Origin of the sequence: Corynebacterium sp. HMSC036E10 (genome assembly GCF_001836265.1) — a bacterium.
In the GTDB taxonomy this organism is placed as follows: domain Bacteria; phylum Actinomycetota; class Actinomycetes; order Mycobacteriales; family Mycobacteriaceae; genus Corynebacterium; species Corynebacterium coyleae.
This window is the reverse complement of record NZ_KV827982.1, coordinates 1-14296: the sequence shown is the minus strand read 5'-3', so window position 1 is coordinate 14296 and position 14296 is coordinate 1. Positions and strand designations below refer to the sequence as shown.

Sequence of the window (14296 nt, the reverse complement as noted above, 5' to 3'; positions counted from 1 at the left end):
GATGAAACGCCGCAGCGACAACTACACGGGCGTGGAACCCAACCGTGGGTTCCACGTCACGCATTACGACCTGGATTTCGACTACATCGTCGGACCCAACCGGCTCAACGCCACCGCAACGTTGACGCTGACCACCACCGAAGCCCTGCACCACCTGACGTTGGATGTGGCGGAGGGGCTTGCGGTTCGGCGCGTGGAGTCGTCGATAAGCAGTGGCATCAAGCGCTTCCGCCAGTCGGGTGGAAAATTGCGCATCTCGCTTCACGACGACCTCCCGGCCCACACCGAATTCACCCTCACCATCCGCTACGGCGGCAACCCCCGCCCGCGACGCACCGCGTGGGGCGAACTCGGCTGGGAGGAACTGGACAACGGCGCGCTGACCGCCAACCAGCCCAACGGCGCACCCACCTGGTTCCCCTGCAACGACACCCCCGACGAGAAGGCGACCTACACGTTTAACGTGCGCACCGACCGCGACTACGTCGCCGTAACCAACACCACCGCGCACCCGATGCCGACGTACCTGGCCACGGTGCAGGTCGGCCAGTTCCAGCGCGTGGAGCTCGGCCGCAACGTCGTCGCGTGGCTGCCCGGCGCGCAACCCGGCGACCTGAACAAGCAGCAGGCGATGCTGGACTACTTTGAAACCGTCTTCGGGCCGTACCCGTTTGAGAACTACCAGGTAGTCGTGCACGAGGAGGCGCTGGAAATCCCGCTCGAGGCGCACGGTTTGTCCATCTTCGGCATCAACCACCTGCGCCGCAACGAGCGGCTGATCGCGCACGAGTTGGCGCACCAATGGTTCGGCAACTCGCTCGGCATCGGCCACTGGCGCGACATCTGGCTCAACGAAGGTTTCGCCTGCTACGCCGAGTGGCTGTGGGCGGATCACGCAGGACAGATGCCTATCGACGACTCCGTGCGCACCCACTACAACAAACTCACCCCCATGCGGTTTACCCTGGCGGATCCGGGCCCGCGCGACATGTTCGACGACCGCGTGTACAAACGCGGCGCGATCACGCTGCATGCTTTACGACGAAGCGTCGGCGACCCAGTCTTCTTCAACACGGTGCGCGATTATGTGGCTGCGAACGCGGACGGGATCGTGGATACGCAAACGCTCATTGACGCGTTTGCCCGCAACGGTGCCGACATTGCCCCAATCCTGGAGGCATGGGTGCAGCGCGCCGAACTGCCGGAGTGCCCGTGAAACACCTCTCGCTGGCGACAGTGTTCGCCGCCATCAGCGGGCTGGTCGTCGTCTGGGTTGCCGGCTGGGCGCTGGACGTAGAAACCGGCTACCGGTACTTCCTGGCCTACTGGGGGCTGTTCTTCTCCTGCGCCGGAATCGTGGACGGCATCACCCACGAAACCACCCGCGCCGTCGCCGCCGCCCGCGAGGACGGCACTCGCGGCAACGCCAACCCGTGGCGCATGGGTGCGGTCATCGGCGGGGTGGCGCTGGCGCTCGTGGCGGTGTTCGGCCTGTTCGGCATGGGTACGATCGTCCCCTCCGACCCGACGCTGGCCACCGCGCTGCTGGCGTTCGGCCTGCTGTCTTACGCGTTCCAATCGGTGCTCTCCGGCGTGCTGTCCGGCGCGGGACTGTGGGAGCGCTACGCCGCACTCGTGGCGTTGGACTCCGGCGCGCGCCTGGTCCTCGCCGTGCTCACGCTGCTGCTTGGCGGTGGGCTTCGCGAGTTCCTCATCATCACCGTCATCGGCGCCCTGAGCTGGGTGGTCATCCTCGCCGTCGACCCGGTGCGCGTCGCCTTGGACGTGGACCGCGCCACGTTCGTGCGCCGCGTCCTCTCCGCCATGACCGCCTCAGGCGCCTCCGCAGCGCTGATCACCGGCTTCCCCACCGCCGTCAGCGCCGCGTTTCCCGACGACCCGCAGACCTCCCTGACCGTCGCCGCGATCTCGAATGCCGTCATGCTCACCCGCGCACCCGTGCTCGTGCCGCTGCAACGCTTCCAATCGGCGCTGGTGGTGCGGTTCGTGGAACACCGCGACCGTATTTACAAGGCGCTGGCCGCCCCCATCGGCGCGGTGCTCGCCCTCGGCGTGGTCGGTTTCGCCGCCGCGTGGCTCATCGGCCCATGGATCCTGCGCCTCGCGTTCAAACCGGAACTGTTCGTCGCCGGCATCACGCTCGGACTGCTCACGTTCGCCTCGGCGTTTATGGGCATGCTCATGATCACCGGCGTGGCAGTGCTCGCACAGGAGCGGCATGCGTTTTACGTGGCAGGCTGGGTCGCGGCGACGCTGATCGCCTTCGCGGTCCTCTTCATCGCGCCGTGGGGCGTGGCCACCTCCGTTACCGTCGCCCTGTTCGTCGGGCCGGTTGTCGGTGCGCTCGTGCACCTCGCAGGCCTTGTAAGGTAACGCGATATGGAATCTTTGCTGGTCACCGGCGGCGCCGGTTTCATCGGGTCGAACTTCGCACGCATGGCGGCGCAGCGCTACCGCGTCGTCGTGGTGGACAAACTCACCTACGCCGGCAACCGCGCCAACGTCCCCGAGGGCGTCGAGTTCGTCCAGGGGGACATTTGCGAGCAATCGCTTATCGACGACCTGGTCAACCGCACCGACGCCGTCATCCACTTCGCGGCAGAATCCCACAACGACAACTCCCTGCGGGACCCAAGCGCGTTCGTACAATCCAACGTGGTGGGCACCTTCACCCTGCTCGAAGCCGTGCGCAAGTTTGATAAGCGCCTGCACCACATCTCCACCGACGAAGTCTTTGGCGACCTCGAACTCGGCGGCAACGACGCATTCACCGAAACCACCCCCTACAACCCGTCGTCGCCCTACTCCGCCACCAAAGCCGGCTCCGACCACCTCGTACGCGCATGGGTACGCTCCTTCGGCATCAAAGCGACAATCTCGAACTGCTCCAACAACTACGGCCCCTACCAGCACGTAGAAAAGTTCATCCCCCGCCAGATCACCAACATCCTGTGCGGCCAACCCGCGAAGCTCTACGGCACCGGCGCCCAGGTGCGCGACTGGATCCATGTCGACGACCACAACGACGCCGTCCTCACCATCCTCGAGCACGGCCGGCTCGGCGAAACCTATAATATCGGCGCAAACCAGCCACACACCACAAACAAGCAGGTCATCGAAACAATCTGCGAAATCATGGGCGGCACCTACGAACACGTCGCCGACCGGCCCGGCCACGACCAGCGCTACACCATGGACGCCACCAAACTCCGCAACGAACTCGGCTGGACACCCAAGCACGACTTCGACACCGGCCTGCGCGACACCATCGACTGGTACCGAGAAAACCGTCGGTGGTGGGAGGACGGTAAGGGTGTCGTCGAAAAGCAATATGCGCAAAGGGGACAGTAATGATCGCAGGACTTGAAATCCACGACCTCACACTGCACAAAGACAACCGCGGCTGGTTCAAAGAAAACTGGGCCGGCCAAGCCCTCGTGCCGCGGCAACAAAACGTCAGTTTCAACGCCCGACGCGGCGCCACCCGCGGCATGCACGCCGAACCCTGGGACAAATGGGTCTCCGTCGCCACCGGACGCGTCTTCGGCGCCTGGGTAGACATGCGCGCCGGCTCCGACACCTACGGCGAAACCTTCACCTGCGAAATCGGACCCGACACCGCCGTGTTCGTCCCCCGCGGCGTAGCCAACGGCTTCCAAGCGTTGGAAGACGACACCACCTACATCTACCTGGTCAACCAGCGCTACACCCCCGGCGGCGCCTATTGCTCGTACCGCGAGATCGACTGGCCGCTGGAGCCCACCGAACTCTCCGCCGCCGACCAAGCGCACCCCATGCTTGCCGACGCCACCCCACTACCACCCCGCCGCATCCTAGTCACCGGCGCCAACGGGCAGTTAGGCCGTGCACTGCGTGCCATCTGGACGGACGAGGAAGCGTTGTTTGTCGGCCGCGAAGACTTCGATATCACCGCGCCACCCGAGCTGGACTGGTCCGAGTTTTGGGCCGTGGTCAACTGCGCCGCATACAACGACGTCAACGGCGCCGAAACCGACCGCGCCGCCGCCTGGGCCACCAACGCCACCGCCCCCGCCGCACTCGCCAGGCTTGCCGACGAGCACGACCTCACCTTCGTCCACGTCTCCTCCGACTACATCTTCGACGGCACCGTCGAGGTCCACGACGAAACCGAGGTGCCCTCGCCGCTGTCCGCCTACGGAGCCTCCAAAGCCGCCGGCGACACCGCCGCGCAAACCGCCCGCAAGCACTACGTCATCCGCACCTCCTGGGTCTTCGGCGACGGCGCCAACTTCATGGAAACCATGGCCCAACTCGCCGAAAAGGGCGCCACGCCGAAGGTGGTATCCGACCAGCGCGGGCGCCCCACCTACGCCGAAGACCTGGCCAAAGGCATCGCGCACCTGCTTCGCACCGGCGCCGACTACGGCGTGTACAACATCACCTCCGACGGCGACACCGTCGGCCGCGACGAAATCGCCATGGCCGTCTACATCGCCATGGGCGGCGACCCGGCCGACGTCCACCCCGTCACCACCGAGGAGTACGGCCTCGACGCCGCCGTGCGCCCCCGCGAATCAACCCTGTCGCTGGACAAGATCAAGGCCACTGGGTTCGCGCCGACGAACTGGCGGGCGGCACTCGCGCTCTACGTCGCCATGCGATAGCCCAGCTGAGGGGGTGAATCCCGCTTATACTTACGGAAGTCCCCACCCCGTTCCCAGGAGATTTCCATGAAAACCTCGCGCCTCCTCACCGCTGTAGTTGCCACCACCGTTGCCTTTTCCGCTGTCACGCCTGCGCAGGCAGCGCAGATCGGCCCCCTCGGCCAAAACAAATGCAAGGTGACCTTCACCGCGGCGGAGAAGTCCTTCCTGACATCGATGGAACAGGGCGTGGAAAGCCGACTCGACTCGACGTTTGCACGCGACATCAACCTGTCGCTCGAAGCCGCATACCCGTCCGCTCGTCCCGTTGGCAATGACTTCGTCGACGCCAACAAGCAACCACTCACCGGCCACAAGACTGTCGATGCCTTCGACGCAGCATTCGACGCCCTGAACAAGGACTCGTACCTGAACCGACTGGGTATGGCAGGTATGAATGAGTCGACCGCGAAGTTTTATCTGCAGCTGCGCGCGCGAGCTGCCTATGGGCAGAACCTCGCCGGCGGCGCCGAATCCGAGGAAACAGACTGGGATAATTACTACGTCGAAGCGAGGAAGAAAGAGGGCGATATCGAAGGCAACTTCGCTGGCGCCCTGATAGCTCTCTTCTTTGGTCTCACCGATGTCCTTGGCAACGAGGCGCAGATGGAGAAGTTCTACTCCACCTTCGAGAAAACCTCCACCGGCAAGTTCTTCGAGAACATGAACGCCTTCCTCAACGCCGAAGCGGACGCTGAGGAAGCTTGCCTCGGTGGAGGCAACACCACGGTTGCGTTCCCGACGAAGCCTGCGAACCAGCCGGGCAAGGAAGACGGCTCCTCCACCGCTGGCATCGTGGTCGGCGTGATCGCTGCTGTCCTCGCAGTGGTCGGTATCGCGGTGGCTTTCGCACCGCAGTTGGGTCTCCAGATCCCGGGCCTGCGCTAACTGGGGTCACAGGCAACTTACCAATCAACTTCCCAACTACTTACCAACATGGGAAGTTGATTGGTAAGTTGGTGGCATGTTGCCGGTCGATCTTGCTCAGCTGCTAGACAAACTCCGCATAATCGGTACTGAACAGCAGCACGTAGAAGTTAAATCCGGCGCCGGCAAAAACATGTTGGAAACACTCAGTGCTTTTTCTAACAAAGACGGCGGAATCATCATTTTTGGAATCGACGAAGAATCGGGTTTCACCCCGGTTCCCAACTTCGATTCCCGGAAAACTCAAGACTCTCTAAATTCATTTTGCGAGAAGCTCACTCCGCCAGTCCGTCCAACGGTCGAAGTCATGCCATTCGAAGGTTCCAGTGTCGTCGTTGCACATTTCAAAGAAATGGCTCCGTTTGATAAACCGTGTTATATCACCGCACGTGGTCCCTACGGTGGCAGCTATATCCGTTTAGGCGAAAGCGAACATCGCCTTACCGCGTATGAAGTGGATCGATTGCGCGAGGAAAGCCACCAACCACGCTGGGATCGCACTCCCGTCGAAGAAGCACGCTTAACCGACTTAGATGAAAATATTCTTCGGTCCTACCTTCAGCAACAACGCAATTCACGTCCGAAGACCTTTAAGGACGGGGAAGACATCGCGCTCCGACGGCTTCAAGTGCTCCAAGGCGACTCCCCTACCTTCGCAGCACTGTTAGCAATGGGCGACTTTCCTCAAGAATTCTATCCACGACTGACAGTCACTTTCGCCCTCTATCCAGGTGCCGAAAAAGGCGAGGTAGGAGAAGGAATTCGACTGCTGGATAGTGCGCGACTTAGAGGCCCTATCCCCGAGCTGGTAGACGAAGGTGTCCGCCTAGTTGAGAAAAATATGCGAACTGCTGGTCTTATAGAAGGAGTTTTCCGCCGAGATTTACCGGACTATCCTCAAATCGCAGTTCGCGAGGCACTCGTCAACGCACTTATGCATCGCGATTATTCCCCGACTGCACTCGGCACACCAGTACAGATCGACATGTTCGTGGACAGGCTAGTCATATCTAATCCTGGCGGACTTTACGGCGGTGTTACTAAGGAGAATTTGGGAACCCCTGGTGCGTCTTCTACGAGAAACCAACAGCTAGCAACTTTTTTGGAAGACCTTCATTTCGATGACGGGGGTCTCGTCGCTGAAAATAGAGGTACGGGTATCGCGACGATGACACGAGCGACCGCTGATGCGCTTATGCCGCCTCCTGTTTTCAGTAATTCTCTCACGCATTTCTCTGTGACTTTTCATAAGAGGAAAGTCGCTGCTGAAGAAACTCATGAAACGGCTTACCAACAGGTTCTCCGACTTTTCGATGAACAACATTCCTGGTCAAGCACTGAACTAAGAAATGCAACGGGGAGAAGTCGCAGCGCAATCCAGTTGGCTTTGAATCAGCTGATGGAAGAAGGGCGAGTTGAACGCACTGAGCCTTCTCGAAGCCCGAAACAGCGGTACCGGCTTACGAAGTAGAGCTTCCCAATCAACTTCCCAACTACTTACCAACATGGGAAGTTAGTGGGAAGTTGGCTGCCCACTAGACTTCGGGGCTATGAAAGGCATCATTCTGGCGGGCGGATCGGGTACGCGGCTGTACCCGATTACGCAGGGCATCTCGAAGCAGTTGATGCCGATTTACGACAAGCCGATGATCTACTACCCGCTCTCCACGCTGATCAGCGCGGGTATTCGGGAGATTCTGATCATTACGACGCCGGAGGATCGGGCGAATTTCGAGCGTTTGCTTGGCGACGGCTCCCACCTCGGCATCATGCTCCACTACGCCGAACAGCCGAAGCCGGAAGGCCTCGCCCAAGCGTTTCTGATCGGCGAGGATTTCATTGGCGACGACGCCGTCGCCCTGGTGCTTGGCGACAACATCTTCGACGGCGCCGGCATCCTGGAAGCACTCGGCCAGGTGCGCGAGATCGAGGGCGGGGCGATCTTCGCCTACGAGGTCTCCGACCCGCAGCGCTACGGCGTGGTGGATTTCGACGCGGACGGCACTGCCCTGTCCATCGAGGAAAAGCCAGCCCAACCGAAGTCGAACTTTGCGGTGGTGGGCTTGTATTTCTACGACAATGACGTGGTGGAGATCGCGAAGAACATCACCCCCTCGGCGCGCGGCGAGTTGGAAATCACCTCGGTCAACGAGGCCTACCTCAAGCGCGGCGACCTGAAGGTGCACCGCCTGCACCGCGGGGATGTGTGGCTGGATACCGGCACGATCGATTCGATGAGCGAGGCCAGCTCCTACGTCGAAGTGCTGCAAAAACGCACCGGCACCGTCATCGGTTCGCCGGAGGTCGCCGCCTACCGTGAAGGCTTCATCGACGCCGCCCAGCTGCGCGCGCTCGGCGAGGCCGTGCTCAAATCCGGCTACGGCCGCTACCTTATCGACGCCGCCGAGGAGGCCTAATGCCCACCCTTTCCGCCCTTATGAGCGTCTACCACGCCACCGACGCCGCCGAACTCGAACTCACGCTGAACTCCCTCGACGCCCAGACGCGCCCCGCCGACGAGGTTGTGGTGGTCTTTGACGGGGAGGTGTCTGGGGCGGTGCGTGGGGTCGTCGCAAAGCATGGCGCTCGCGTGGTCGAACTACCCGAAAACGTCGGCCTAGGCCGGGCGCTCAACGCAGGCTTAGCGACGATCAACGCCACCTACACCGCACGCATCGACTCCGACGACGCCGCCAAACCGGAGCGCTTCGCCAAACAGCTCGCGTACCTGGAGGCGCACCCGGACGTGGCCGCACTCGGCAGCGCCATGGAAGAGTTCGAACACACCCCCGGCGACCGCGGCACCATCCGCGCACTGCCGCGGGATCCGAACGCGTACGTGAAAATCAACTCCCCGCTCAACCACCCCGCGGTCACCTTCCGCACCGACGCCGTCAACGCCGTCGGCGGCTACCAGCACGTGCCGTTCATGGAGGACTACGACCTGTGGGCGCGCCTCATCGCCGCCGGACACACCCTGGCCAACCTCGACGAGCCACTGACCTACTTCCGCGTCACCGACGACCAGCTGCGACGCCGCGCCAGCGCCGACACCCGACGCGCCGAGCGCACCATGCAGGCCAACCTCGTCGAATACGGGCTGATCTCGCGGCCACGCGCGCTGGCGAACCTCGCCATGCGCAACCTGTACCGCGCCCTGCCCATCGGGCTAACTAAGCGCGTCTACTCCGTGCTCTTCCACCGCGGCGAGTAACCTCTTTAAGCGACATGACCGGATTTTCAGACACTTGGCTGATCGTGCCTTGTTACAACGAGGGCACGGTCATTTTCGACGTGCTCAGCCACGCCCGCGAAACCTTCCCCAATATCGTCGCCGTCAACGACGGATCCCACGACAACTCCGCCGAACAAATCCGCGCCGCCGGCGCCCACCTGGTCAACCACCCGGTGAACCTCGGCCAAGGTGCAGCGATCCAGACCGGCGTGGAGTACGCGCGTGCGCAGCCCGGCGCGAAGTACTTTGTCACCTTCGACGCCGACGGCCAGCACCAGGTCAAGGACGTGGCGCGCATGGTTGAGCGGTTGCGGACGGAGCCGCTGGATATTGTCGTCGGTACGCGGTTTGCGGGCCAAGACAACTCGCAGGTGCCGTGGATTAAGCGCGTCGTGCTGAAAACGGTGGTGATGCTGTCGCCGCGCACCCGCAAACTCGGCCTGTCGGACGCGCACAACGGGCTGCGCGCGTTTAACAAGAAGGTCGCCGACGAGATGAACATCCGCATGAACGGGATGTCGCACGCCTCGGAGATCGTCGCGATGATCGAGAAGTTCGGCTGGCGCGTCGACGAGGAGCCGGTGGATATTCTCTACACCGAATACTCGATGTCCAAGGGGCAATCGTTGATCAACGGGGTGAACATCCTCGCGGATGGGCTCGTGGCGAGGAGGCTGCCATGATTCAGGCGTTGTTACTGCTGGCCATTGTGGCGCTGGCGTGGTTCTTCTTCGCTAACCGCCGCAAGGCGAACGCGAAGGCGTGGGTGAAGTTGGGTTTCGTGCTGATGATCCTCGCCGCCGTGTGGGCGATCGTCCGCCCCGACGATGTGACCGTGCTGGCCAACTGGCTCGGCGTGGACCGCGGCACGGACCTCATGCTTTATCTGCTGGTCATCGCATTTTTCTTTACGACGATCTCCACCTGGACCCGCTTCCGCGAACAGGAACTGCGCTACGCGCGCCTCGCCCGGGCGGTGGCGCTACAAAACGCCGAAGCGCCCGAACGCGATTAGAACCCGCGGCGGATCCACTCCTCGAGGTGCGGGGCTTCGTCGCCAATCGTGGTGTGGTCGCCGTGGCCGGTGCGCACGACCGTCTCCGGCGGCAGTTCCAAAACGGACTTCTGCAGGGAGTGGATGATGGTGTCAAACGACGAGAAGGATCGTCCCGTCGCCCCCGGGCCGCCCTGGAACAAGGTGTCGCCGGAGAACAGTTCGCCGGCTTCCTCGGCGTAGATGACCACGGAGCCCGGCGAGTGGCCGGGGGTGGACATGACGCGTAGTTCGGTGCCGGCGATGTCGAAGGTGGCGCCGTCGAGAAGCGGGCGGTAGTGCGCGCCTGGGTTCTCGCGCTGCCAGAGGAACCCGTCGGTGGGATGCAGGTACACCGGGGCGTTCACGAGGCGGGACAGTTCGGGGGCGGCGTCGATGTGGTCGGAGTGGCCGTGGGTGGCCAGGATGCCCTTGACGCGACGGTTGCCCACGGCGTCGGCGATGGCCTGGGCGTTGTGGGCGGCGTCGATGATGTAGACCTCGGAGTCGTCGCCGACGATCCAGACGTTGTTGTCCACCTCCCATTCGCCGCCGTCGAGTTTGAACAGGCCGGATGTGACTACGTTGTCGATACGCATTTAGAACTCCACCACGCTTCGCAGCACGTCGCCACGCTTCATCTTGTCAAACGATTCTTCGATGTCGCCCACACCAATGCGTTCGGAGACGAACTCGCCGAGCGGGAACCGTCCCTGCTTGTACAGCTCAACGTACGTGGGGAAGTCGCGCTCCGGCAGGCAGTCGCCGTACCAGGCCGGCTTGATGGAGCCGCCTCGGGCGTACAGGTCGATCGCGGGGATGTCCACGTGGTCGGTCTGGTTGGGCACGCCGACCATGACCATGCGGCCGGCGAGGTCGCGGGAGTAGAACGCCTGGCGCCAGGTGGGTTGGATGCCCACGGCGTCGATGGCCACATCCGCGCCGAAGCCGCCGGTGAGGTCGCGCACGGCCTCGATGACGTCGTCTTCGCTCATATCCTTGGAGCAGATGGCGTGGGTTGCGCCGAACTTCTCGGTCGCGGCATCGCACTTTCGCTTATCGACGTCCACCGCCACCACCGTCGACGCCCCCGCCAACACAGCACCCGCCACGGCCGCAAGACCTACGCCGCCGAGGCCGAACACGACGACGGACTCGCCGCGCTGCACCTCACCGGTGTTCACGGCGGCGCCCAGGCCGGCCATGATGCCGCAGCCGAGCAGGCCCGCCGCGGCCGGGTCGGCTTCCGGATCCACCTTGGTGCACTGCTTCTCGTGCACGAGGGTCTTCTCGGCGAAGGAGCCGATGCCTAAGGCTGGGGTGAGCGGGGTGTCGTCGACAAGCGTCATGCGCTGGGACGCGTTGTGGGTGTTGAAACAATTCTTCGTGTCCCCCTTGCGGCAGGCGCGGCACTCGCCGCACACCGCGCGCCAGTTCAACACCACGAAATCGCCCTCTTCGACGTGGGTGACATCTTCGCCGACCGTTTCGACGACGCCAGCCGTTTCGTGGCCGAGCAGGAACGGGAACGCATCCTCAATATCACCGTCGCGGTAAGCCAGGTCCGTGTGGCACACGCCGGTGGCCTGGACCTTGACCACCACGTCGTTTGGGCCGGGGTCGGGGATCACAATGTCCACAACCTCGACGGGCGCGCCCTTTTCGCGGGCGATTACTCCTTGAACAGTCTGTGTCATGCCCTCCCAGACTAGGAGCGGGCGATGATATTTGCCACGTGCTCGTGGCCACGCTGGTTCACGTGGATCGGCAGGTTGCCCGGCCCGCCGTAGAAATCGACCAGGCCAGCCCACATGCGCTGGTTATCCGGGGCGCACATGTTGTTGTTCATCGTGGACGGTTTCAGGTCCAAAAACTCGACGCGGGCGGCGCGAGCGGCGTCGACCTGCATCCACTGGGCGAGGTTCTCCCAACGCTGAACTTCCTGGAAGCGCGTCCAATCGGAGGCATTCGGGGCGATGTGGAACAGGCACACGCGGTCGCCGGCAGTGACCTTCGGGTAGCCGACGATCTGGATGCGCGCGTTCGGGGCGGCGGCGCGGATGCGGTTGATCTGCGGGACCATGTAGCGGGTGAAGTCGCGGCGGATGTCGGCGTCGGGGCGCGAATTGTTGTTGTACGTGTCGTTGAAGCCGACGGAGATGATCACGCGCGCGGTTGCCGGCGACAGGCCGCGGTCCGCGATCGCGCGGTCAACCTGCTGGAAGAAGCCCGGCCCCTTCGAAATGGTGACCACGCCGGTGCAGGAGTAGTCACGCGCAGGCAGGCCGAGTTTCGCGGCGGAGCGCTTGCCCCAGTTCGTGGCGGAGGTCGGGCACCAGGTGCCGTTGTCGGAGCGCCCGCGCGGGTCGAGGCCGAGTTTGCCGGCGGCCCACTGGCCCATGTTGGGGTCGGAAATAACGGAGTCGCCGAAGATGACCATGTTGCGCTCCTGCGCGTGGGCGGCCGGGGTCAGTGGGGCGACGAGGGCGGCAGCGGCCACAAAGGCGGCTGCGAGACGTCGGAAAACAGACACGAAAATCCTTTCACGCGAGACACTTACGTATCGGTAGGCTACATTATCCTCATGCGTCCCACCCATCGTCCGCTGTTCTTACTGAAGTCTTTCGCGCGATTCGTGCCCGCCGTTACACGCGCCGGCATCATCAGCGCCGAAGGCGGCCCCCGCGCAGCGCTCGCACTCATCCCGAATCTCGCGCGCTACTGGTTCACCACCGCCCGCGAAATCGAACAAGGCGCCGCAGCAGTGCCCGATCGCCTCGCTCTTATCGACGACACCGGGGCGCTGACCTACCGCCAACTGCGCGAAGACTCCCGCACCGTAGCCAAGTGGCTGCTGGCCCAGAAAGAAGAGCGCGGCCTCGACGAACTACGCATCGGCGTCATGGCCCGCAACGGCCGCGGCATCGTCCTACCCCTCGGCGCCAAGGGCTACACCGGAGGCCACATCTTCCTTCTCAACATCGGCTCCTCCACCGAGCAACTGCGCGGCATCATCGCCGAAAACGACATCAACATCCTCTTTATCGACGACGAGTTCGCCGACCGCATCCCCAACGACATCCCCCACATACCCGTGGTGCGCGCGTATGAGGACGTGGTGGTGAAAGGGGTCGTCGATAAGCGACTGCCCCTCTGGCCCAAACACGGCAACCTCGTCCTGATGAGCTCCGGCACCACCGGCATCCCCAAAGGCATCGTGCGCCCCGAACCACGCCTGCCATTCGTGGTCGCCGGATACCTCGAAGCAATCCCCTGGCGCGCCGGCGACACCATCCAACTCACCGCCTCCATCTTCCACACCTGGGGCTGGTCTGCCCTGCAAGTCGCGCTGGCGACCCGCTCCACCATCGTGACGCAACGCGAATTCGACCCGGAAAACTGCTTCCGCCAAATCGAAGCATTCCGCTGCAACGGCCTCATCTCCTCGCCGATCTTCTTCAAACACATGCTGGACCTCGACGAAAACTACGACACCTCGTCGCTGCGCTACCTCGCCACCGCCGGCAACGCCGTCACCCCGTCACTACTGCGCCACACCACCGAACGCTTCGGCCCCATCCTGGCCAACATCTACGGCTCCACCGAACTCGCCCTCGCCGCCGCCGCCTCCCCCGAACAAATGCAGGCAGACCCCACCACCGTCGGCAAAATTGCGCCAGGCACCGTTCTCAAAATTTACGACGACAACGGCCGCGAAGCCCCCACCGGCCAAACCGGCCGCATCTTCCTCCACAACGAAACCGCCCTGCGCGGCTACACCAACCCGAACACCCCCACCGTCGAAATCGACGGGCTCATCGAAATGGGCGACCTCGGCTACATCGACGCCGACGGCTACCTCCACGTGCAATCGCGTAGCGACGACATGATCATCGTCGGCGGCGAAAACGTCCACCCCCAATCCGTGGTGGAAGTCCTCGAAGACATGCCCGGCATCGGCGAGGTCTACGCCCACGGCGTCGACGACGACGACACCTTCAAACGCATCGCCGTCTGGGTCGTCAAAACCGCCGAAATCACCGAGGAAGCCGTCCGCGACTGGGTGCGCTCACGCTTGGCCGATCACTCGATCCCCCGGGACGTGCACTTCGTCGACAAGCTGCCGCGCAACGCCGTCGGCAAAGTCGTACCGCGCTTCCTGCCCGGGCTAGGGCAAAAAAATTGAGCCACCCAGGCTCGCCCCTCTTGTGCCAACCAATGGCTTTCCATTACTGTTCGAAGCGTAGAGATTGCACGTCGTGTGCAACTCCACATTGCCGGAGACCCCGCCTAGTGCGGGGTCTTTGTGCACCTAGGGCCAGACCCTTTGTATCCCGAGCAGTGCAATGTGGGTTAAGCGAGGGTTAAGCGACAAAATGTGTGTCCGGAATCGTT

At 63.0% G+C, this 14296-nt stretch carries 14 protein-coding genes; 11 read left to right on the top strand and 3 right to left on the bottom strand.

Annotated features, from left to right (window positions below; translation table 11 throughout):
- Position 1: 1 nt before the first annotated feature.
- The 10 genes from HMPREF2736_RS07605 to HMPREF2736_RS07560 all read left to right on the top strand — a co-directional run bounded on the left by HMPREF2736_RS07605 (position 2) and on the right by HMPREF2736_RS07560 (position 9883).
- Positions 2 to 1216, top strand: a complete 1215-nt coding sequence (locus tag HMPREF2736_RS07605) for a M1 family metallopeptidase (protein WP_070829326.1) — start codon at positions 2 to 4, stop codon at positions 1214 to 1216.
- On the top strand, positions 1213 to 2394 hold the full coding sequence (locus HMPREF2736_RS07600) for a hypothetical protein (protein WP_070829335.1): 1182 nt from the start codon (positions 1213 to 1215) through the stop codon (positions 2392 to 2394). Before HMPREF2736_RS07605 ends, HMPREF2736_RS07600 begins: the two co-directional genes overlap by 4 nt.
- Before the next feature lie 6 nt (positions 2395 to 2400).
- Positions 2401 to 3372 (top strand): dTDP-glucose 4,6-dehydratase, encoded by a 972-nt coding sequence (gene rfbB, locus HMPREF2736_RS07595; protein ID WP_070614789.1) that lies wholly within the window; start codon positions 2401 to 2403, stop codon positions 3370 to 3372.
- The gene (locus HMPREF2736_RS07590; RefSeq protein WP_070829325.1) at positions 3372 to 4667 is read left to right on the top strand and encodes a sugar nucleotide-binding protein; all 1296 of its coding nucleotides are present in this window, start codon (positions 3372 to 3374) and stop codon (positions 4665 to 4667) included. The genes rfbB and HMPREF2736_RS07590 overlap by 1 nt, the downstream gene beginning before the upstream one ends.
- Before the next feature lie 66 nt (positions 4668 to 4733).
- A complete protein-coding gene (locus tag HMPREF2736_RS07585; protein ID WP_070829324.1) occupies positions 4734 to 5594 on the top strand; it encodes a hypothetical protein in 861 nt (286 codons plus the stop codon).
- A gap of 76 nt (positions 5595 to 5670) precedes the next feature.
- The gene (locus HMPREF2736_RS07580) at positions 5671 to 7104 is read left to right on the top strand and encodes an ATP-binding protein (RefSeq protein WP_070829323.1); all 1434 of its coding nucleotides are present in this window, start codon (positions 5671 to 5673) and stop codon (positions 7102 to 7104) included.
- Between the two features lie 79 nt (positions 7105 to 7183).
- Positions 7184 to 8050 carry a glucose-1-phosphate thymidylyltransferase RfbA gene (gene rfbA, locus HMPREF2736_RS07575; protein ID WP_070482967.1) on the top strand — a complete coding sequence of 289 codons (867 nt, stop codon included), beginning with the start codon at positions 7184 to 7186 and terminating at the stop codon, positions 8048 to 8050.
- The gene (locus HMPREF2736_RS07570) at positions 8050 to 8847 is read left to right on the top strand and encodes a glycosyltransferase (protein WP_070829322.1); all 798 of its coding nucleotides are present in this window, start codon (positions 8050 to 8052) and stop codon (positions 8845 to 8847) included. The genes rfbA and HMPREF2736_RS07570 overlap by 1 nt, the downstream gene beginning before the upstream one ends.
- Positions 8848 to 8861: 14 nt before the next feature.
- Entirely contained in the window at positions 8862 to 9551 is a 690-nt protein-coding gene (locus tag HMPREF2736_RS07565) for a glycosyltransferase family 2 protein (RefSeq protein WP_070570824.1), read from the top strand.
- Positions 9548 to 9883 carry a DUF2304 domain-containing protein gene (locus HMPREF2736_RS07560; RefSeq protein WP_070452944.1) on the top strand — a complete coding sequence of 112 codons (336 nt, stop codon included), beginning with the start codon at positions 9548 to 9550 and terminating at the stop codon, positions 9881 to 9883. The genes HMPREF2736_RS07565 and HMPREF2736_RS07560 overlap by 4 nt, the downstream gene beginning before the upstream one ends.
- Here the strand turns inward: HMPREF2736_RS07560 and HMPREF2736_RS07555 are convergent.
- The 3 genes from HMPREF2736_RS07555 to HMPREF2736_RS07545 are packed head-to-tail and all read right to left on the bottom strand — an operon-like array spanning position 9880 to position 12434.
- Complete coding sequence (locus tag HMPREF2736_RS07555) at positions 9880 to 10500, bottom strand: MBL fold metallo-hydrolase (RefSeq protein ID WP_070570821.1); 621 nt, start codon at positions 10498 to 10500, stop codon at positions 9880 to 9882. The genes HMPREF2736_RS07560 and HMPREF2736_RS07555 overlap by 4 nt on opposite strands.
- Positions 10501 to 11598 (bottom strand): S-(hydroxymethyl)mycothiol dehydrogenase, encoded by a 1098-nt coding sequence (locus HMPREF2736_RS07550; RefSeq protein WP_070829321.1) that lies wholly within the window; start codon positions 11596 to 11598, stop codon positions 10501 to 10503.
- Positions 11599 to 11609: 11 nt separating this feature from the next.
- Positions 11610 to 12434, bottom strand: coding sequence for a GDSL-type esterase/lipase family protein (locus tag HMPREF2736_RS07545; RefSeq protein ID WP_070614769.1), 825 nt, complete (start codon positions 12432 to 12434; stop codon positions 11610 to 11612).
- Positions 12435 to 12485: 51 nt separating this feature from the next.
- Here HMPREF2736_RS07545 and HMPREF2736_RS07540 point away from each other — a divergent pair, with 51 nt between their 5' ends.
- Positions 12486 to 14087 (top strand): AMP-binding protein, encoded by a 1602-nt coding sequence (locus HMPREF2736_RS07540; protein ID WP_070829320.1) that lies wholly within the window; start codon positions 12486 to 12488, stop codon positions 14085 to 14087.
- Positions 14088 to 14296 lie beyond the last annotated feature (209 nt).

Coding starts and splice junctions, on each gene's coding strand:
- HMPREF2736_RS07605 (WP_070829326.1), top strand. CDS start 2: ATGAAACGCCGCAGCGACAACTACACGGGCGTGGAACCCAACCGTGGG.
- rfbB (WP_070614789.1), top strand. CDS start 2,401: ATGGAATCTTTGCTGGTCACCGGCGGCGCCGGTTTCATCGGGTCGAAC.
- HMPREF2736_RS07590 (WP_070829325.1), top strand. CDS start 3,372: ATGATCGCAGGACTTGAAATCCACGACCTCACACTGCACAAAGACAAC.
- HMPREF2736_RS07585 (WP_070829324.1), top strand. CDS start 4,734: ATGAAAACCTCGCGCCTCCTCACCGCTGTAGTTGCCACCACCGTTGCC.
- HMPREF2736_RS07580 (WP_070829323.1), top strand. CDS start 5,671: ATGTTGCCGGTCGATCTTGCTCAGCTGCTAGACAAACTCCGCATAATC.
- rfbA (WP_070482967.1), top strand. CDS start 7,184: ATGAAAGGCATCATTCTGGCGGGCGGATCGGGTACGCGGCTGTACCCG.
- HMPREF2736_RS07570 (WP_070829322.1), top strand. CDS start 8,050: ATGCCCACCCTTTCCGCCCTTATGAGCGTCTACCACGCCACCGACGCC.
- HMPREF2736_RS07565 (WP_070570824.1), top strand. CDS start 8,862: ATGACCGGATTTTCAGACACTTGGCTGATCGTGCCTTGTTACAACGAG.
- HMPREF2736_RS07560 (WP_070452944.1), top strand. CDS start 9,548: ATGATTCAGGCGTTGTTACTGCTGGCCATTGTGGCGCTGGCGTGGTTC.
- HMPREF2736_RS07555 (WP_070570821.1), bottom strand. CDS start 10,500: ATGCGTATCGACAACGTAGTCACATCCGGCCTGTTCAAACTCGACGGC.
- HMPREF2736_RS07550 (WP_070829321.1), bottom strand. CDS start 11,598: ATGACACAGACTGTTCAAGGAGTAATCGCCCGCGAAAAGGGCGCGCCC.
- HMPREF2736_RS07540 (WP_070829320.1), top strand. CDS start 12,486: ATGCGTCCCACCCATCGTCCGCTGTTCTTACTGAAGTCTTTCGCGCGA.